The 18834-nt window shown below is 70.7% G+C and carries 19 protein-coding genes; 9 read left to right on the forward strand and 10 right to left on the reverse strand.

Annotated features, from left to right (window positions below; genetic code table 11):
* Positions 1–22 precede the first annotated feature (22 nt).
* The 4 genes from ACIBI9_RS51785 to ACIBI9_RS51800 are packed head-to-tail and all read right to left on the reverse strand — an operon-like array spanning position 23 to position 2958.
* Positions 23–499 carry a universal stress protein gene (locus ACIBI9_RS51785; protein WP_397234658.1) on the reverse strand — a complete coding sequence of 159 codons (477 nt, stop codon included), beginning with the start codon at positions 497–499 and terminating at the stop codon, positions 23–25.
* A gap of 13 nt (positions 500–512) precedes the next feature.
* Positions 513–815 carry a hypothetical protein gene (locus tag ACIBI9_RS51790; RefSeq protein ID WP_397234660.1) on the reverse strand — a complete coding sequence of 101 codons (303 nt, stop codon included), beginning with the start codon at positions 813–815 and terminating at the stop codon, positions 513–515.
* Positions 812–1225, reverse strand: coding sequence for a hypothetical protein (locus ACIBI9_RS51795; protein WP_397234662.1), 414 nt, complete (start codon positions 1223–1225; stop codon positions 812–814). The genes ACIBI9_RS51790 and ACIBI9_RS51795 overlap by 4 nt, the downstream gene beginning before the upstream one ends.
* Entirely contained in the window at positions 1222–2958 is a 1737-nt protein-coding gene (locus ACIBI9_RS51800) for an MDR family MFS transporter (protein WP_397234664.1), read from the reverse strand. The genes ACIBI9_RS51795 and ACIBI9_RS51800 overlap by 4 nt, the downstream gene beginning before the upstream one ends.
* 165 nt (positions 2959–3123) lie before the next feature.
* Between ACIBI9_RS51800 and ACIBI9_RS51805 the strand changes: the two genes are divergently transcribed.
* The 3 genes from ACIBI9_RS51805 (at position 3124) to ACIBI9_RS51815 (ending at position 6238) form a co-directional block, all read left to right on the forward strand.
* Entirely contained in the window at positions 3124–3681 is a 558-nt protein-coding gene (locus ACIBI9_RS51805) for a TetR family transcriptional regulator (protein ID WP_397234666.1), read from the forward strand.
* A gap of 139 nt (positions 3682–3820) precedes the next feature.
* Positions 3821–5149 carry a glycoside hydrolase family 6 protein gene (locus tag ACIBI9_RS51810; protein ID WP_397234668.1) on the forward strand — a complete coding sequence of 443 codons (1329 nt, stop codon included), beginning with the start codon at positions 3821–3823 and terminating at the stop codon, positions 5147–5149.
* Positions 5150–5257: 108 nt separating this feature from the next.
* Complete coding sequence (locus ACIBI9_RS51815; protein ID WP_397234671.1) at positions 5258–6238, forward strand: LLM class flavin-dependent oxidoreductase; 981 nt, start codon at positions 5258–5260, stop codon at positions 6236–6238.
* 53 nt (positions 6239–6291) lie between these two features.
* Here ACIBI9_RS51815 and ACIBI9_RS51820 read toward each other — a convergent pair whose 3' ends face one another.
* Both ACIBI9_RS51820 and ACIBI9_RS51825 read right to left on the reverse strand, forming a co-directional pair.
* The gene (locus ACIBI9_RS51820; RefSeq protein ID WP_397234673.1) at positions 6292–6693 is read right to left on the reverse strand and encodes a hypothetical protein; all 402 of its coding nucleotides are present in this window, start codon (positions 6691–6693) and stop codon (positions 6292–6294) included.
* Positions 6694–6733: 40 nt separating this feature from the next.
* Positions 6734–7477 (reverse strand): PAS domain-containing protein, encoded by a 744-nt coding sequence (locus ACIBI9_RS51825; protein ID WP_397234675.1) that lies wholly within the window; start codon positions 7475–7477, stop codon positions 6734–6736.
* A 77-nt stretch (positions 7478–7554) separates the two neighbouring features.
* Between ACIBI9_RS51825 and ACIBI9_RS51830 the strand changes: the two genes are divergently transcribed.
* Positions 7555–7833, forward strand: a complete 279-nt coding sequence (locus ACIBI9_RS51830) for a hypothetical protein (protein WP_397234677.1) — start codon at positions 7555–7557, stop codon at positions 7831–7833.
* 3 nt (positions 7834–7836) lie between these two features.
* Here ACIBI9_RS51830 and ACIBI9_RS51835 read toward each other — a convergent pair whose 3' ends face one another.
* Together ACIBI9_RS51835 and ACIBI9_RS51840 are read right to left on the reverse strand one after the other, a co-directional pair.
* Complete coding sequence (locus ACIBI9_RS51835) at positions 7837–10065, reverse strand: alpha/beta fold hydrolase (protein ID WP_397234679.1); 2229 nt, start codon at positions 10063–10065, stop codon at positions 7837–7839.
* On the reverse strand, positions 10062–10967 hold the full coding sequence (locus ACIBI9_RS51840; RefSeq protein WP_397234681.1) for an ABC transporter ATP-binding protein: 906 nt from the start codon (positions 10965–10967) through the stop codon (positions 10062–10064). Before ACIBI9_RS51840 ends, ACIBI9_RS51835 begins: the two co-directional genes overlap by 4 nt.
* Before the next feature lie 134 nt (positions 10968–11101).
* On the opposite strand from ACIBI9_RS51840, the gene ACIBI9_RS51845 reads away from it, so the two are divergent.
* The 3 genes from ACIBI9_RS51845 (at position 11102) to ACIBI9_RS51855 (ending at position 13968) form a co-directional block, all read left to right on the forward strand.
* Positions 11102–12238 (forward strand): histidine kinase, encoded by a 1137-nt coding sequence (locus ACIBI9_RS51845; protein ID WP_397234683.1) that lies wholly within the window; start codon positions 11102–11104, stop codon positions 12236–12238.
* A complete protein-coding gene (locus tag ACIBI9_RS51850) occupies positions 12223–12876 on the forward strand; it encodes a response regulator (RefSeq protein WP_397234685.1) in 654 nt (217 codons plus the stop codon). The genes ACIBI9_RS51845 and ACIBI9_RS51850 overlap by 16 nt, the downstream gene beginning before the upstream one ends.
* A gap of 306 nt (positions 12877–13182) precedes the next feature.
* Positions 13183–13968 carry a MerR family transcriptional regulator gene (locus ACIBI9_RS51855; RefSeq protein ID WP_397234687.1) on the forward strand — a complete coding sequence of 262 codons (786 nt, stop codon included), beginning with the start codon at positions 13183–13185 and terminating at the stop codon, positions 13966–13968.
* A gap of 13 nt (positions 13969–13981) precedes the next feature.
* Here the strand turns inward: ACIBI9_RS51855 and ACIBI9_RS51860 are convergent, their stop codons facing one another.
* Positions 13982–14653, reverse strand: coding sequence for a macro domain-containing protein (locus ACIBI9_RS51860; protein WP_397234689.1), 672 nt, complete (start codon positions 14651–14653; stop codon positions 13982–13984).
* 201 nt (positions 14654–14854) lie between these two features.
* Between ACIBI9_RS51860 and ACIBI9_RS51865 the strand changes: the two genes are divergently transcribed.
* Entirely contained in the window at positions 14855–16504 is a 1650-nt protein-coding gene (locus tag ACIBI9_RS51865) for an ADP-ribosyltransferase domain-containing protein (RefSeq protein ID WP_397234691.1), read from the forward strand.
* 517 nt (positions 16505–17021) lie between these two features.
* Entirely contained in the window at positions 17022–17228 is a 207-nt protein-coding gene (locus tag ACIBI9_RS51870) for a hypothetical protein (RefSeq protein ID WP_397234693.1), read from the forward strand.
* A 335-nt stretch (positions 17229–17563) separates the two neighbouring features.
* On the opposite strand, the gene ACIBI9_RS51875 is transcribed toward ACIBI9_RS51870, so the two are convergent.
* A complete protein-coding gene (locus tag ACIBI9_RS51875) occupies positions 17564–18787 on the reverse strand; it encodes a PucR family transcriptional regulator (RefSeq protein WP_397234695.1) in 1224 nt (407 codons plus the stop codon).
* Positions 18788–18834: the final 47 nt, after the last annotated feature.

Consider the following 18834-nt stretch of genomic DNA (forward strand, 5'->3'; position numbering starts at 1 on the left):
CCATATGCGACGTCCGACCAGCTCAGGGCACTATCAGCACAGTACGGCGAGCCCGTTTCGCCAGCCCGACCGCCACCGAGCCGTGCCAGGACGAGCGCGAGCGGCCCACCACGATGGCGTCGGCCATGTATGTGCTGGCCAGCGTCTCCAGCTCGCGCACCGCGTCCCCGCGCATGCTGACGAACTGCCAAGGAACGCCCGCGCCCCTCAGCTCGTCCCGCAGATCCTCGGTCAGGTCGGCCGCCGCGTCGGGGATGATCGGCGACCCGGCGAAGAACCACAGGGCGGCGCTGTTGAGCGATTCCACGAAGGCGATGAGCAGCGCCGCGTTGTCCCGCCGGGCGAGCCCGGCCGCGTACGCGAGCGCGTTGCGGCTCGGGCCCGATCCGTCGAAGCCCACCACGAGCAGGCCGGCACCGTCCTTGCCGATCTCGAACTGCCCGGCCGGGAGCCTGCCGGTCAGTGGCTCCCGTCCGGGGTCTGTTTCACCGCCGAACACGGCACGTCTCGCGTCAGCTGTCGGAGTGCCGTGATGGAACCGCAGCGGAGCGAGGACGTCCATCACGGCTTCCCGAGCGGTGCTCGGCAATCAGCACATCGCGGTGCGCCAGCTCGCGCAGGGCGTCGGCCGCGTAGATCACGAGGGACACGAACGAGACCGCGGCGATCGAGCCGCCGAGCCACAGGTCGTTGACCGTCGCGTCGACGTAGGCCGCGCCCCTCGCCTGGTAACCGACCGCGAACGGCGCGGCGACCAGCCACAGGCCCCCGAGGAACAGCAGGACGAGGGCGGAGACGCCCAGCTTGGCCTTCATCGGTTGTCCTCCACTCCGACCAGGGAAGCCTTGCCGTTACGGCGGTGCTCACCCGAGTTGTTCATGTCCTCGCGCAGCGCCTCGACGAGAGGGGCCAGCAGGCTCGCCAGCTCGGCGGACGACGCCTGGGGCGCCGCCGGCACGGGCTCCGGCTCCGGTTCGGGCTGCCGCTGCCGGACGGCCACGAGGCCCCGCACCACGAGCTCCTCGTGGATGGCCAGCACGAAGCAGATCGCGCCGATGAGCCCCACGACGGCCACGCCGAGGCCGGTGAAGAACTCCGACTGGGTGGCGTTCGTCCAGTCGGCGTCCTCCGGCTGGGTCCCCAGGGCGAAGGGGGCGATCATCAGCCACAGCCCGGCCAGGACGGCCAGGGCGGCCGTGACGGCGCCCACGAACTTGCGAATCACTGTGAGATTCCTCCTGAGACGAGGTCTTTCTGCGGGGGCGCGGCCTGCGCGATGAGGGCTCGCGAGGTCGGCCGCAGCACGTTCTTGGCGACGGACCGGGCCCGCTCGCGTTCGGGGCGGTCGTCCGGTGGCGCCATCTTGGCGACCGCGGTGAGCAGGGCGGACGGCTGGCCGTTGGTCCGCTCGATGCGCTGGGCGATCAGCTCGAGCAGCAGCCCGGCCAGGACCAGGTCGTCCTTGGTCAGCGGCTGCGGCGCCGGGGCCGGCGTCGCGGAGCCGCGCAGCGGCAGCTCCTTGAGGAAGATCGTCGCCACGAACCCGAGCAGCGCGATGGGCACGCCCACCATGAACACGGTCTCCAGGCCCCTGGTGAACGCCTCCAGCACGATGTTCTTGATCGGCGTGGGCAGCTGCTGGATGGCGCTCGGGCTGCCGAGCTTGACGTTCGGGCCGCCGGGCAGCGTGATGTGCGCGGCCCTGAGCATGTCGGCTATCTCGTCCTTGAGGCGGTTCGTCAGGATCGCGCCGAACGCCGCCACACCGACGGCGCCGCCCAGCGAGCGGAAGAACGACACGCCGGACGTGGTGGAGGCCATGTCACGGGGTTCGGAGCCGTTCTGGGCGGCCAGGATGAGCATCTGCATGGACAGGCCGAGCCCGGTGCCCAGCACCGCCACGTCGAAGCCGATGAGCCAATCGCTGGAGTCCACGTGCAGCCGGGACAGCAGGAACAGCCCGACCGCCACGACCAGCAGGCCCACGACCGGGAAGATCTTCCACCGGCCGGTCTGGGTGACGATCTTCCCGGAGATCACGCTGGCCAGGAACAGCGCCACCACCATGGGCAGCGTCATCAGGCCGGACTCGGTGGGGCTGAGGCCCTTGACGATCTGCAGGTACTGCGGCAGGTAGATCATCGCGCCGAACATCGCCATGCCGACGAACAGCGAGGCGAGGCCGGTGAGCACGAACGTACGGTTGCGGAACAGCCGCGGCGGCAGGATCGGGTTGCGCGCGGTCCGCTCCGACAGCACCGCCAGGGCCAGCATCAGCAGGCAGAGCGCCGCCAGGAAGTACGTCCAGACCGAGTTCCACTCGAACTCGACGCCGCCCAGCGTCAGCAGCAGCATGAGCGCGCTCGCGCTGGCCGTGATCGTCGTCGCGCCCCAGATGTCGATCGAGGTGCTCCGCTTGATCTTCGGCAGCTTCAGCACCTTCTGGATCACCACGAAGGACACCAAGGCGAACGGCACCACGACGTAGAAGCACCAGCGCCAGCCGAGCCAGTCGGTGTCCACCAGGAACCCGCCGAGCAGCGGACCCGCGACCGTGGAGATCCCGAAGACCGCGCCCATGTAGCCGGAGTAGCGCCCACGCTCGCGAGGGGACACGATGTCTCCCAGGATCACCTGCGCGAGTGCCGACAGACCACCCACGCCAAGACCCTGTACGGCCCGCGCCGCGATGAGCTGTCCCATGTTCTGCGACAGACCGGCCACCAGCGAGGCCGCGACGAACAGTCCGAGCGCGGTCTGGAAGAGCAGCTTCCGCCCGAACAGGTCGGACAGCTTGCCCCACAACGGCGTGGACACCGTCATGGTCAGCATGGTCGCGGAGGCGACCCATGAGTACTGATCCTGACCGCCCAGCTCACCCACGATCGTCGGCAGCGCCGTGCCCACCACAGAGGTCGAGATCATCGACGTGAGCATGGCGAGCATGAGCCCGGACATGACCTCGAGGATTTCGCGGTGGGTGTACTGCCGCCTCGCGGGGGCTGCGGCCTGAGCGTGCGCTACCAAGACACCACATCCCCTTACTACAGTTTTGCGAACTTGAGTATACGCCTGTTTACTAGCCGCGCGGCAAGTGGGGGTGTGTTCAGTAGAGTGCGGGGTGTGGAAGCTCAGGTGTCTGAGGCCAGGCCGCGTGACCGCGAGGCCACCCGCGAGCGGATCCTTCGTGCGGCCCGCACGCTCTTCGGTGAGCAGGGATACGAACGGGTGACCGTGCGCATGATCGCCGCTGCCGCGGACGCCAACATCGCCCTGGTCGGCCGCTACTTCGGCTCCAAGGCCGGCCTCTTCGGCGCGGTCCTGGACGGGGAGCCGACCATAAGAGACCTGTTCGGCGGCGACCGCGAGAGCCTGCCGCGGCGTCTGGCGGAATACGCGGCCGAGCGCATGGAGCACCCGCCGGAGAGCCCGATCCTGCGCACCCTCGAACGCTCCGCCGGCGATCCGGAGATCCAGGCCGTGGCTCGCGAGCGCCTGATCACGGCGGTGCTCGACCCCCTTGAGGAGCAACTGGGCGGCCCGGACGCCCACGCCAGAGCGCGTATGGCGACGGCGGTCTTCCTCGGCATCGGCGCCATGCGCCGCCGTCTCGGCCCCGAGCCGGCCACCCCGGCCGACGTCGACCGCCTGACCGCGGTCTTCGAGGCCTGCCTGCGCTGAAAGTTTCACCCCCTGTCAAGGGTCTGGCCTGGGAAGACGTGGACGGCAGCGATCGGATGTCTTTGAGCGGGCACTGACGGTTACCTACGATCCGAGGTGCCGGTGGGAGCGCTCCCACATGACGGACGGAGTGAAATTCATGTCTCGCAGAAGGCCCGTCCTGGCGGTGCTCCTCTCGGCGGCCGCGATGGCCGCGGCGGGGGCGATCGTCCTGTCCTCATCCACCGCCGAGGCCGCCGACTCCGCTTTCTACGTGGATCCGCAGACGAACGCGGCCAAATGGGTCGCCGCGAACCCCAACGACAGCCGCACCCCGGTGATCAGGGACCGGATCGCCGCCGTCCCCCAGGGCCGGTGGTTCGCCACGTACAACCCTGCCACCGTGCGCAGCCAGGTCGACGCGTACGTCGGCGCCGCCGCGTCGGCGGGCAAGATCCCGATCATGGTCGTGTACGACATGCCGAACCGCGACTGCGGCGGCGCGAGCGCGGGCGGCGCGCCGGACCATGCGTCGTACCGGGCCTGGATCGACCAGATCGCGGCCGGTCTCGGCGGCCGGCCCGCCACGGTCGTGCTGGAGCCGGACGCGCTGGCGATCATGTCGAACTGCATGAACGCCTCGCAGCAGGCCGAGGTCAAGGCCTCCATGGCGTACGCCGGGAAGAAGCTCAAGGGGACGTCGTCGCAGGTCAAGGTCTATTTTGACATCGGGCACGACGCCTGGCTGTCCGCCTCGGAGGCCGCGTCCAGGCTGAACGGCGCGGACGTGGCCAACAGCGCCGACGGCCTCGCCGTCAACACCTCCAACTACCGCTACAGCTCCGGCCTGGTGTCGTACGCCAAGAGCGTCATCGCGGCGACCGGCGTGTCCAGGCTGAAGGCGGTCATCGACACCAGCCGCAACGGCAACGGGCCGCAGGGCAGCGAGTGGTGCGACCCGGCGGGCCGCGCCACCGGCACCTGGAGCACCACGAACACGGGCGACTCGGCCGTCGACGCCTACCTCTGGGTCAAGCCGCCCGGCGAGGCGGACGGGTGCATCGCGAGCGCGGGACAGTTCGTGCCGCAGCGGGCCTACGACCTGGCCATCGCCGCCCCGCCGCCCACCGTCGGCCCGACCGTCACCCCGACCGTGACGCCGACCGTCACCCCGACCACCGGCCCGGCGGGCTGCACGGCGACGTACAAGGTGACCAGCCAGTGGCAGGGCAGCTTCCAGGGTGAGGTCACCGTGAAGAACACGGGCTCGTCCGCCATCGCCGGCTGGAGGGTCGGCTGGACGTTCCCGAACGGGCAGACGATCACGCAGCTCTGGAACGGCAACCTCTCGGGCAGCGGCACCGTCACCGTGACCAACCTCAACTGGAACGGCGCCCTCGGAGCCGGGGCGAGCACCACGTTCGGCTTCGTCGCCAACTGGAGCGGCCAGAACGGCGTCCCGTCACCGGTGACCTGTTCGGCCTCATGAGACTCGATGGGCCCCTGCGCCCGCCCAGGGGCCCATCGGTGAAATAACGGCGCCTTCGCGGCTGTTGTCCACAGCCAGGTCGAACCGCTCTGCGAAAGGCGCGTACTCATGGCTCTGCCGCTGTCCATCCTCGATCTGGCGATCATCGGAGAGGGCGAGACGGCGGCGGAAAGCTTCGCCGCCAGCGTGGCCCTGGCCCAGCGGGCCGAGGAACTGGGCTACCGGCGGATCTGGTACGCCGAGCACCACAACATGGCCAGCATCGCCTCATCGGCGACCAGCGTGCTCATCGCCCACGTCGCCGCCCACACCCGGACGATCCGCCTCGGGGCGGGCGGCGTCATGCTCCCGAACCACGCCCCGCTCACCATCGCCGAACAGTTCGGCACCCTCGAGACCCTGCATCCGGGGCGCATCGACCTGGGCCTCGGCCGGGCGCCCGGCAGCGACCAGCAGACCCTGCGCGCCCTGCGCCGTAACCCGTCGGTAGCCGACGCGTTCCCGCAGGACGTCCTGGAGCTGCAGGGCTACCTCTCGGACGAGTCCCGGATCCCGGGCGTGGAGGCCACGCCGGGCAAGGGCACGAACGTCCCCCTCTACATCCTCGGCTCCTCGCTGTTCGGCGCCCAGCTCGCCGCCGCGCTGGGGCTCCCGTACGCGTTCGCCTCGCACTTCGCCCCGGCCGCCCTGGAGGAGGCCGTGGCGCTCTACCGGCGCGACTTCCAGCCGTCGGCGCAGCTCGACCGGCCCCATGTCATCGCCGCGCTCAACGTGATCGCGGCGGACACGTCGGAGGAGGCGCAGGAGCAGTTCCTGGCCTCGAAGCGGCTGAGGGTGAGCAGATTCCTGGGGCGGGGGCGCACGTTCACGACCGAGGAGGCGGACATGATCCTCGAGTCGCCGGCCGGGCAGCAGATCGTGCAGATGGCCAAGTATTCGGCGGTCGGGGACGCGGCGGAGGTCAAGGAGTATGTCGACCGGTTCGCCAAGCTCGCCGACGCCGATGAGCTGATCGTGGCCTTCTCGGCCACCGACAGGAAGATCTGGCTGCGCTCGGCCGAGCTGCTGGCCGAGGCACACGGGCTCTGATCGGCCAGGAGGGGCGGGGGGAGCCCGATCATTCGGCCCTGAGGTGAGGTCTTCTATCCTTCGCCGAGCAGGCGCCTGCGCAAGTAGGGGCCGGTGGCCTCGGACGGGGGCACGGGAGCCATCCCCGCGGCGATGAGCTGGGCGCGCAGGGCGACGACGGTGCGTTCGAGCGCCCGGATCTGGGCCTGGAGCTGGCCGATCTGGTCGCGCATCGCCGTGGCCGTGCTCTGCTCGCTGACCAGGTCGGTGCCGAGCTGGGAGGCTTGATTCTGCACCCTGGTCAGCTGCTTCTCCATCTGGCTGAGCGCGTCCTCGTAGATCGTCTTCGCCCTGAGGAAGGCCTCGGCGTCCACCTTGGAGCGTTCTAACTCGGCTTGGCGCTCGGCCTGGAGGATGGCGGTCTGCTGGGTCTTCTTGTTGGCGTCGGTGGCGGAGCGGAAGGCCAGGTATGCCACGCCGAGCGGGACGATCCCGAGGGCGACCTGGATGAGGATGTCAGTCAGCGTGGCCTCCTTCCACTGGGCGTATCACGCCGGTGTACGTGATCCCGTCGTCGCTGTGCCAGGCGTTGACGGTCAGCGCGATGGCGAACTCCGTGCCGTCGCGACGCAGGCCGACCAGCGGAATGATCCGACCGGCCAGCTCGGAGTGTCCGTTGACGCGCACCTTGGTCAGCCCCATGTCGTGCTTGTCGCGGAAGCGCGATGGCATGAGCATCGTCAACGGCCGCCCGACCGCCTCGTCGGTGCTCCAGCCGAACATGGTGGCGGCCTGCGGATTCCACGACTGGATGATCCCGGCGGCGTTGGCGACGATCACCGCCGAGCCGGAGCCCGGGAGCCGGTCGAGCGTGACGGCCTCGGGCCAGGTCGCGATCAGCGTGATCCAGCCGCCGAACGCCAGCCACACCGCACCCCCGACCCAGCCGCGCGGATTGTCTCCGGTGAACGTCGAGACCAGGAACACCAGGCCGTACAGGAGGACCAGCGCGGTGGCGGCGGCGAAGGCCATCCGGTCGGAGCGCAGGAACATCTGCACCAGGCACAGCAGGCCGGTGGCGAACCAGAGCACGGCCCAGACGTCCAGCGGCGCGATGGAGGCCAGCACGGCGTAGGAGGGGGTGGCACGCTGGCTCGCCGGCGCGAAGGCCAGCGAGGCGGCGATGGCCAGAGATAACAGGCCGACGAACGCCAGGGAGGCGCCGCGCCGCCCGATCCGCCGGAGCACTCTGTTACTCACGGTGGCAAGACTAATGCAGACCGTTAATCTTTCGCGGGATTGTCAGCCGAGAGCCGAAGCCTGGGCACAATGAGGCCATGCCAGGCTTCGAGAGGCTGACCATCGAGGAAGCACGCACTCTCACCCGCGCCGAGCTCCTGCCGCGGATCGAGGCGGAGCAGAAGTACTGGTACGAGCGCATCCACCGCTGCCGGATGCAGCCGGGTGACGACGAGGCGTTCAGGACCTTCAACCGGATCCTGCACGTCACCGCCGACCTCGGCCGCACCCATGACGACACCGAGGCCCTCCTCCAGAGCAGGTCCCTCGACGAGGACTACTGGCGCAAACCCCTCGGCGAGCTGGGCCTGCTCTGAGGCTCACGCCGGAGGGCGGCAGACGGTCCCCTGCGCGGGCAGGCGCAGGCTGGTCAGGTAGCGGTTGACGTGGCCGATGACGCACGGGACGCCGCTGTTGTAGAGCCCGTGGCCGTACCACTGGTATTGGATCGCCGCCGAGCCGGGCACGCGCCGTACGATGTCCGCGGCCCCGTCGAAGTCCGTCCAGGAGCCGACGCCCAGGTAGGGCGGCAGCCCCTTGGCGGGCAGCGGCGCGGGGGGGTTGGTGACCGGGGACGGCCAGCCGACGCAGGCGAGCGGGTGCCACAGCTCGATCCCGGCGAGGTTCGGCAGCAGGCGCTCACCCTCGCGGCGCTTCTCCCGATACTCCTCGTAGTCGCGGAATCCCAGGCCGTCGGGGCAGTGGGTCATGTTCATCCCGGTGAACGAGGGGACCTTCAGGCTTTTCGTGCTCTGCCTGACATAGTCGGCGAACCCGGAGGCGTCACCGGCGGCGGCCCGCTTGATCGCTTCGGCGAGTTCCTTCCACCGGGGGAACTCGGGCTCCGGACCCGGTGAGATGACGCTGGGAGCGGCGGCCTCCTTGATGTCGAACCCGCTGTAGGTTGCCCGCTCTCCCCTGACCGGCACAGGGGAGCGGTCGGCCCGCGCCACCAGCGCCCGCCAGACCTCGCCGACGTCCTGACCGTGCAGCGCGCAGGTGGTGGTCGCCGCGCACCAGGCCGCGAAGCGGGTGAAGGACTCCTCATGGGGGAGCCTGCCCTGCACGCGGTCCGCATACGGGTTGAGCGTGCCGTCGAACACCATCGCGCGCACCCGGCCGGGGAACAGCCGGGAGTAGGCGATCGCGGGCATGCCGCCGTAGGAGGTGGCGATGAAGCTCAGCTTCTCCTCTCCCAGCGCGACGCGGATCGCCTCCATGTCCCGCGCCACGGAGGCCGAGTCGAGGTGGTCGAAGAACTCGGGATCGGCGGCGCGGCACCGCTCAGCCGCCGCCCGGTTGCGCCTGCCCAGCTCGGCGTACTCGGCGCGGGTGTCGGGCAAGGTGATCCACGGGCCCGAGACGAGGCAGTCGTACGGCAGCACACCCTTGTCGATGGTGTTGCGGGGCTCGACGCTGACCACGTCGAAACGATCCCGCAGCTCGGCGAAGCTGCCCGCATGCGTGCCCAGGTCCGCCACGCCCGAGGCGCCCGGCCCGCCGGGGACCGCGAACACCGTGCCGATCCGGCGTTCGGCGCCGGTCGCGGGCAGCAGGCCGACGGTCAGCCGGATCTTCCGCCCGGCCGGCCTGGCCCAGTCCACCGGCACCTCGATCGAGGCGCACCGCATGTCCTTGGCGCCGTCCGTACAGGCCGCCCAGTCCAGCGACGACGGGCCGGAGCCCGGCGAACCGGCCGCGGCGGCGGGCACCGCCGACACCAGGACGGCGGCGGCCGTTCCCACCGCCAGCGCCTTGATCCGGCGTCCCTTGAGCGCGATCGTCACCGCGCCCGCCGTCAGCGCTGCGACCACGTACGCGACCAGCAGTCCTGCCGCCGCGGCAGGCGGCAGGATCCCGCCGCCGACCCCCGCGATCTGGAGCGGCAGGTTCTCGATCATGAACGAGCCGGCCTGGGCGCGCAGCGGCCTGGGCAGCGTCTTCGCCACCACCGGCAGCACCACGATGATCACGATCAGCGCGACCAGGGCGCCGGGGGTGGAGCGGATCGCGGCCCCGACGCCGAGCCCGATCAGGGCGACCGCCGCCATCGACAGCCCGGCGAGCACCACCGAGGCGAGCACGCCCGGCTCCGACAGCGCCGTGCCCAGCGTCTGCCCGTCGCGGAGCAACTGCCCGGCCCGGTCGCCGAGCACCGCCATGGCCGCCGCGTGCATGCCGAACGCCAGGATCTGGCCCGCCACCAGCGCGACCGCGGCCAGCCCCGGGACCTTGGCCAGCAGCAGCACCTGCCGGCGCGGCACGGCCACCAGGCTCGTCTGGATCATCCCGGTGCTGTACTCCGAGGTGATCGCGAGGGCGCCCAGCGCGGCGAACACGAAGTAGGCGACCGCGATCCCGTTGCCCAGGCCGTCCCCATTACTGGTGAAGGCCATCCGCTCCTGGAGCGACTGGTTGTCGAACCCGCGCCCGATCATGAACGCCACCCCGGCGCAGGCCAGGACGGCCGCCACCGAGCAGGCCAGCAGGTAGAGGTTCGAGCGGAGCGAGCGGAGTTTCTGCCACTCCGAAGCGATCACGTCGATCATCGGGCGCCCGCCTTGTACTCGGCGCTGTCCTCGGTGAGCCGTACGAACGCCTCTTCCAGGGACGCGGCACGCGGGGACAGCTCCGCGAGCGCGATCCCCGCGGAGAGCGCGAGGACGCCGATCCGGGCCGCGTCCAGGTCCCGCACCGACAGGGCGCCGTCGTCCTCGGGGGTCACCGCCGCCCCTTGCGCGCGCAGGACGCCGGCGAGCCGTTCCGGGTGAGGGGTACGCACCAGCACGTCGCGCTGGAAGTGCCCGGCCAGGGCGTCCATGGCGGTGTCGGCGATCAGCCGGCCCCGCCCGATCACGACGACGTGGTCGGCGGTGAGCGCCATCTCGTTCATCAGGTGGCTCGACAGCAGCACGGTACGGCCCTCGGCCGCCAGGGAGCGCAGCAGGTCGCGGAGCCAGCGGATGCCCTCCGGGTCCAGCCCGTTCAGCGGCTCGTCGAGCATCAGCACCCCCGGGTCCCCGAGGAGCGCCGCGCCGATCCCCAGGCGCTGCCGCATGCCGAGCGAGAAGCCGCTGATCCGCTTGCCGGCGACGCCGTTCAGGCCGACCTGATCGAGGACGGCGGTCACCCGAGCGGGGCCGATGCCGTTGCTGCGGGCCAGGCAGGCGAGGTGCGCGTACGCGCTGCGGCCCCCGTGGACCGCCCCGGCGTCGAGCAGCGCCCCCATCGAGCGCATGGGCCGGGGCAGCGACGCGTACGCGTGGCCGTTCACCAGCGCCTTGCCGGAGGTGGGGACCTCCAGGCCGAGGACAGCGCGCATGGTGGTGGACTTGCCGGCGCCGTTCGGGCCGAGGAAACCGGTCACCAGCCCCGGTTTCACGGTAAAAGTCAGGTCGTCGACGGCGACCTTGGCGCCGTATCTCATGGTCAGTCCGCTCACTTCGATCATGGTCTCCCCCCAATCGTCCGGCTGACGGCCGCCAGCCTTCCGGCCCGGCAGGCGGATCTCGATGGGGGTGCGCCCACCATGGAGGTAGGTCTGGACCTACCGCCTGCGCGCCGCGCGTCGGGCAGACTGCACACGTGACCGGGATCCGCCGAGCGTTCGCCGCCGGTGGCGGGCTGCTGCTGAACGCCGCCACGGGTGTGGCCGCGCTGGTGCTGATCGCCATGCTGCTGGTGAGCGCCGTGCTGGTCCCGGTGGCCGGGCTCGGCGTGCCGCTGCTGGTCCGCGTGCTCGCGCTCGTCCGTTCCCTGGCCGGGGTGCAGCGGGCCTGGGCGGGACGCGTGCTCGACCCGGATCCGCGGCCCGCTCCGCACGAGGATGGACCCCGGTGGCGGGAGCTGGGCTGGCTGGCCGTGCACGCCGTCACGTGGCCGGTCCCCGCGCTCGTCATGTGGGGGCTGGTGGCCGCCTTCGACTACATCTTCTTCCGGGTGAACGTGGTCGAGGCCACCCCTCTGAACACGTTCTCCCTCAGCGTCTCCGCCACGGCCATCGCGGCGATCATCCTGGTGGCGCTGCCCCTGCTCAGGACCGGACAGGCGCGGCTTTCGGCGCTGCTGCTCCTCCCGGAGGCGACCGCGGCCGCGCGGATCAGGCAGCTGACCGAGTCGCGGGCCGTGGTGGTCGACGCGCAGGCGGCCGAGTTGCGCCGGATCGAACGTGACCTGCACGACGGCGCGCAGGCCAAGCTGATCGCGATCCGGATGAACCTGGGGCTGGCCCGCGACCTCCGCGATCCGGCCCAGGTCCGGATGATGATCGACGAGGCCAGGGAGGTCGCCGGCCAGGCCCTGACCGACCTGCGGGACCTGGTGCGCGGCGTCCATCCTCCGGTGCTGGCCGACCGCGGTCTGGCCGGCGCGGTCGAGGCCGCCGCGCTGCTGTGCCCGGTGCCGGTCGAGGTCGAGATCGACCTGCCCGGCCGCCTGGAGGCGCCGGTCGAGTCCGCGGTCTACTTCGCCACCGCCGAGGCGCTGACCAACGTGGCCAAGCACAGCGGCGCGTCCCGCGCGTGGCTGCGGGTGTCCCACGCGGGCGGCCTGCTCCGGGTGGCGGTACGCGACGACGGGTGCGGCGGGGCCGACCGGGCTGCCGGCACCGGCCTGCGCGGCATCGACAGGCGCCTGTCCGCCTTCGACGGCCGGCTCGTCCTGCGGAGCCCGTCCGGCGGCCCGACCGAACTCACCATGGAGCTCCCGTGCGCGTTGTCATAGCCGAAGACCTCGCCCTCCTCCGCGACGGCCTGATCCGCCTGCTGACGGCGAGCGGCTTCGAGGTGGCCGCGGCGGTCGACAACGGCTCGATGCTGCTGGACGCGCTCACCCGCGGCCGCCCGGACGTGGCCGTGGTCGACGTACGGCTGCCGCCCGGCTACTCCGACGAGGGGCTGCGCACCGCGCTGGAGGCCCGCCGCCTGGTGCCGGGGCTGCCGGTGCTGATCCTCTCCCAGTACGTGGAGCAGCTGTACGCCCGCGAGCTGCTCTCCGACCGGTCCGGCGGCGTGGGCTACCTGCTCAAGGACCGGGTCGGCGACGTCGACCGGTTCGTGGACGCGGTACGCCAGGTCGCCGCGGGCGGCACCGTCATGGACCCCGAGGTGGTCTCGCAGCTGCTGACCCGCCGCAGCCGCGACGAGCCGCTGGCCGAGCTCACGCCGCGCGAGCGGGAGGTGCTGGCGCTGATGGCGGAGGGCCTGTCCAACCTCGCGATCGCCGCCCGTTTCCAGGTCACGGACAAGGCGATCGGCAAGCACACGAACAACATCTTCGCCAAGCTGGGCCTCCCGCCGTGCGACGACCACAACCGCCGGGTGCTGGCGGTCCTCACCTACCTGCAGGTCAACCCGGGCTGAGGGGTCCTGCCACGCGGGGTCCGGCGACGGCACAGTGAGTGTCGACGACCGGAAAGGAGCCATTCATGGAGTACCGACGTCTGGGACGCACCGGCGGCGGCGCGCCACCCCGCCATCACTTCGGCGATCATCGGCCCCCGGACCATGGAACACCTCGAGTCCCAGCTGCCGGGCGCCCGGGGTGACCATCAACCCCGCCGACAACGGCTGGGTCAGCCCGGCACTCCTGCCTGCGGCGCGGCGCCGGCCCTGATCCGGCACGCGCCGGCGCATCGAGGCCCGGGCGGCGTGAGCGATACTGAGCTGATGGCCATCCTCACCGTTGGCCGGGCGGCCGCGCTCGTCGGGGTCAGCGTGAAGACGCTGCACCACTGGGACACGATCGGCCTCGTACGTCCGAGCGGGCGCACCTGGGCCGGATACCGGGTTTACTCGGACGACGACGTCGCCCGGATCCACAGGGTCCTCGTCTACCGGGAGCTGGGGTTCCCGCTCGCCGAGATCGGCCGGGTCCTCGACGACCCGGACACCGACGCGCGCGACCACCTGCGCCGGCAGCGGTCAGAGCTCGTGGAGCGCATCTCGCGGCTGCAGAAGATGGTCAGCGCGGTCGATCGCATGCTGGAGGCGTCGAAGGCCGGGATGCGGTTGACCCCGGAGCAGCAGGTCGAGATCTTCGGCGACGACTGGCAGCCCGCCTGGGTCGAGGAGGCCGAGGACCGCTGGGGTGACAGCGCGCAGTGGGCACAGTACGCCGAGCGGGCCGCCAGGATGACTCCGGAGGACTGGAAGGGCGTCATGGCCACGACCGAGGCTCTCAACGCCGACCTCGTCGCCGCGATGCGCGCCGGCGTCGTGCCCGGCTCCGACGACGCCAACGCCCTCGCCGAGCGTCACCGCGCGCTGATCTCGACGTACTTCGACTGCACGCACTCGATGCAGGCGTGCATGGGACGGATGTATGCCGACGATCCCCGGTTCGCCAAGCACTTCGAGGCGATCGCACCGGGCCTGACCGCCTGGCTGCGCGACGTGATCTTCGCGAACGCGAAGGCGCACGGCGTCGACCCGGAGTCCGCGGTGTGGGAGTGACCGCGCCGCGGCGTCAGCCGCGGGGCCCGTCGGAGGGCGGCTTGATCCGGACCCGCTCCTCAGGGCGGCTGTCGATGTCGTCGAGCTGCTCACGGATCGTCTTGCGCAGGTCGTCGTAGTCGCGGAAGTAGTAGTCGTTGAACAGCGTGTAGCCGGTCCACATCAGGTTGGCGCACACCCGCGGCGGCACCTGGCCCGTCGCCGCGCCCATGCCGACCAGCGCGACCGACTTGATGCTGTCCGGCTCCTTCTCGTTCTGCATGTGGATGGCCTGGAACGCGGCGGCGCACGCCAGGGCCACGTTCAGCGTCTCGCTCACATCCTGCGCCGACTGCTCCATCGTCGGTGTCGAGATCAGGAATTTCGGGTTGGTCGCCCCGGACGGCACGCACACGGCACTGCCCACCGGCAGCGCCCCGTCGAACTGGTCGCGGATCGCCCGCTGGACGCGCAGCTGGATCCCGGCTCCGAGGTGCCGCTTGATGACGGCGTCGACCCCGCCGTCCATCCGCCCGCGGGAGTTGGTCGGGCTGACCCAGGCGTCGACCTGCTCCGACAGGACCGAGCCCTTGTGGATCTCGACCTCAGGGGTGTCGGCGAACGCGGCCAGCCACTCCTGCACCACCTTCGCGTTGACGTCCACCAGGACCACCTTGAGCGGCGGCTTCACGGGCTTGACGGTCATGGCTCACTCCAGGCGAGGGGGAGGGACGTTTTCAGCGGACACGAACATACAGCTCCGCAACGACAAAACGGATCTTGCCTGGGATGTGGGAATGATCTCCGCGTATGCGAACGCATCACATCCGGGATCTTCACGCGGCACAATTCCCCCACCTCAGTCCCCGTGCCGCCACCGGCACGCTTCGCCTCCCCGGGAGCCCATGTGACGCGCGACGCCACCACCCCCACCCCGCCCGAAGACGGCCCCACCTCGCCTGGCCCGAACGAGTCGAATGATCCGCTGGCCCTCGCCGAACTCTTCAAGGGCGGCGGCGAGCCATGGCTACCGCTCCTGAAGCCGATCATCGAGGCGCAACCGGCCGCCGCCACCTTCATCGGTCCGAGCCGCAGCCCCCAGGTCGTACCCGTCCGCGAACTGACCTTCCAGGCGCTCAAGCCCAACCCGCCGCACAAGTGGAAGGTCGTCGTCTTCGGCCAGAACCCGTACCCGCGGGCCGAGAGCGCCACCGGCATCGCGATGTTCGACAACACCTTCCACGACTGGGCCGACAGCCAGTTCGGCAAGGTCATCACCATCCGCTGCATCATCAAGGCGGCGGCGATGTGGAAGCACGGGATCCCCAAGAAGACGCCGATCGCCAACATCCGCGCGCTCCTGAAGCAGCACGACACCGTTCAGCCGCCCGAGTGGTTCCAGGCGATGCTCACGCAGGGCGTGCTGCTGCTGAACGCGGCACTCACCGCCAGCGGCGACGGGGCCATGGGCACCGACCAGCACACCGCGTTCTGGCGACCGGTCGTCGAGAAGCTCGTCGAGGAGATCCTCAGGGCCAAGCAGAACGCCGACGAGGCGGATCGGGGCGTGGTGTTCGCGTGGTGGGGGGCTCACGCGCGCAGCCTGAAGGAGGTCGTACTCCGGCTCCAGAAGAAGTACCCCGAGGTGGAGGTCCGGCACATCGACCACGCCAACCCCGCGGCACAGGGCGACATCTTCTGCGACGGCAACCACTTCGCCGACGTGAACGCGGCACTCGCGGCGCTCGGCGCCGACGAGATCGACTGGCTGCCCAGCAAGGGGTGGAACAAGCTCGCGGCTCAGGGCGGCGGGGCGGACGCCGACACCGCCGACCGCATGGGGGCGTTCATCGCCTCCACGATGGAGCTGCACAAGCTCTACCTGGAACGGCTCGCCAGCGTCAAGGACGAGGGCCTGGAGCTTCCGGCGATCACCGGCGTGTTCGACACCCCGCTCATGGACTTCCGCGAGGCCGTCTCCCCGGTGGCCAAGCTGCTGTCGGGGCTCGACTGGCACACGGAGCAGTCGTACCGGTTCGGCGAGAAGCAGTCGGCGGGCGCGACCGACGGCCTGTCCGCCGACGAGATCGCGGCCCTCTACCTCTACACCTGCGAGTCGGCGTTCTACCGCCAGATCAACGCCACCCTGCGCAATCCCGACCGGACCCGCATCGTTCCGTACCTCCCGTACCTGCGACTCCTGTTCTCGGCCGTGTCGCGCCTCCCGGTCCGCAAGGAACCGCTGTGGCGCGGGGTGTCGCTGGACCTGCGGGCGCAGTACCCGCTCGGCCGGACCGTGACGTGGTGGGGCGTGTCCTCGTGCACGTCGGAACTCGGCGTGGCCCAGGCGTTCCTCGGCCGCCGCGGCAAGCGCACCCTCTTCGAGGTGCACCCCGCCCGGGCCGTGGGCATCCGCAGCTTCTCCGCGTTCACCGGCGAGGAGGAGTTCATCCTCGCCCCGGGCACCCAGCTCAAGGTGACCGACGTCAAGGCGGAACGCGGCGGCCTGTGCACCGTGACGCTCACCGAACTGGCCGAGCAGCACCTGGTGGCCTGATCCGCCGCGATTCGCGCGCGCCCGGCATGCCCTGACGCCTGCCGGGCGCAGCAATCGGGATCAGGCGGGACTCCCCGCACCCGCCACAATCGGCCCGCTGGAGCGGCTCCCGGCCCAGATGTCCGGCCCCCTACGGCACCCCGTCAGCTCCACTAGCGTGGCCGCCCATGACCGACTTCCTCTCCGTCCCCTTCTACGACCTTCTCGCCGAAGACAGCCACGTGCCGCGCATCCGCAAGACGCTGCCCCCGGTCCTGGCAGGGGTAGAGCGGAGCATCCTCGAGATCGGCGCCGGCACCGGCCTGATCACCACTTCGCTGGCCGACTGGACCCCGGCCGAGATCTTCACCCTGGAACCGTCAGCCGGCATGCGAGGGGTGCTCCTCTCCCGCCTGAGCACACGCCCGGACCTCCTCGAGCGAGTCACCGTCCTCCCCTGCGACGCAGAGGCCCCCCGGCGCCGCGCCCGCTACAGGAGCTGCACTCGCGCCAGGTGGGCCGCCACACCTACACGGTCTTGTCCGAGATCCTCGAGTCGAACGAAGAGGCATTCAAGGGCCGCTACCTCTACCGCATCACCCAGGACGACAAGGTGATCAGCGAAGAAGAGATCGTGGGCCACGCCTACCGCCCCACGTGGGAAACCCTCCAAGGGGAGCTCGTGGGTGCGGGCTTCACCCAGACCGACGCCCCGGAGGGCCTTCTCGCCTGGCGACGCACTTAGAACGGTTCGTCCTTCCGGACCGCGTCACGTGCGGCCTCCACGGTCCGCGCCACGCCGACCCGGCGGGGTTCTTCCCCGATGAACGCAAGCGTGCACTGGATGGCGTAGGCGGCAACCTTCTTGGCCCTATATCGGCGATCGCCTGAAGGGAAAAGATATATGTCCCCCACGACTCGACACGCGCATAGAATGCGGCCCACATCACCACGAGCAATACGAGGACAATGCCCGTCAGCGCCGGCCACTGGTCGGCGCGAGGAATTCAACCACCGGGAACGCGAGCACCACGACGGACAGGACACGCACCCACCAACGGACGCGCCATACCTTGTTGTTCAAGGTAGGTCCCCCCATGGGGGAATGGCATCCGTTTCCACGACAAAGCCGTGCTCGTTCCAGGCGCCCGCCAGCAGCCGGGTGACGGTGGTGCTCAGCACCCGGACGCCGTGCGTGGAGCCCGGCTCGATCCCCACCAGCTCCCGCACCCGCCGCAGCCGATAGTCGAGCGTGCGCGGATGGATGTGCAGGGACTCTGCCGTACGCAGCCGGTTCATGTCATTGCGGTAGTAGGCGTCCAGCGTGGGCACCAGGTCGGGTCCGTCGCCGAGCCGCCGCGCCGTCTCCCGCAACCACTGGTCCACCTGCGGCGTCTCCACCGCGCCCAGCTCCGCGAACACGTCGGCCACCCCGTACGGCCGGCGCGGCACCCGCTCGATCGGCGCCACCCGGCTGACCTTCCGCGCCAGCGCGGCCGCCTGGACCAGCGCGCGGCGGCGCCCGTGGGCGGTGCCGACCGAGCACGGCCGCCCCACGACCTCGGCGACCGCCCGCGCCAGCGCCAGCCCGGACCCCTCGGCCGCCTCCCGGTGCTCCGGGCGCGTCCCGTGATACGGCACCAGCGCCACGAACTCGTCCGGTTCCTGCCACCCGAACGGCATGCGGTGCCGCTGCAACAGGGTGCCCACGACCTCCTCCCGGCACTTCTTCGACGGCTCCGTGGCCACCCGTACCACCGTGACCAGATAGTGCTCGGTCACCGGCACCCCGAGGCTGCCGGCCAGCTCGCCGGCCATCGGGTCGTCGTGCAGCACCATCGTGGCCAGCAGGTGGACGCGCGAGGCCGTCGGCAGAAATCGCTCGTACCCTCGGAGGTAGCCGCGGGTGTAGACCGCCTGCGCCGTCGTGCCCTGCCCGGCCAGCCAGTCGATCATATGCATCATGTCGGTCAGATCGCCGGGTCCGGCCGCCTCGGAGATCTCCCGCAGCGTGAAGGCGGCGTGCAGCGCGAGCGCGCCGCGCTGGCAGCCCGGTGCCACGCCCTGCGCGCCGCGCTGCTCACCGACCGACTCGATGAAGGCCAGGTCGCTTTCCAGCAGCGGCTCGCCGGCCGCGGCCAGCTCGGCCGTCCGGTGCCGTACGACGACCGCGAACTCCATCATCGACGCCCGCGATCTGGACTCGATCGCCTGGAAACTGGCGATCTCGCCGACGCAGGCGTCCACCACCCTCCTCGCATTGTCGTCGGCCCGGCGTTTGAGCATGCCGAAGAGGTTCCCCATGTCGAATTCTCCCCGTGACGTCGCCGTCGTTCATGTCTCCCTGAAAC

Source organism: Nonomuraea sp. NPDC050451 (genome assembly GCF_044458585.1).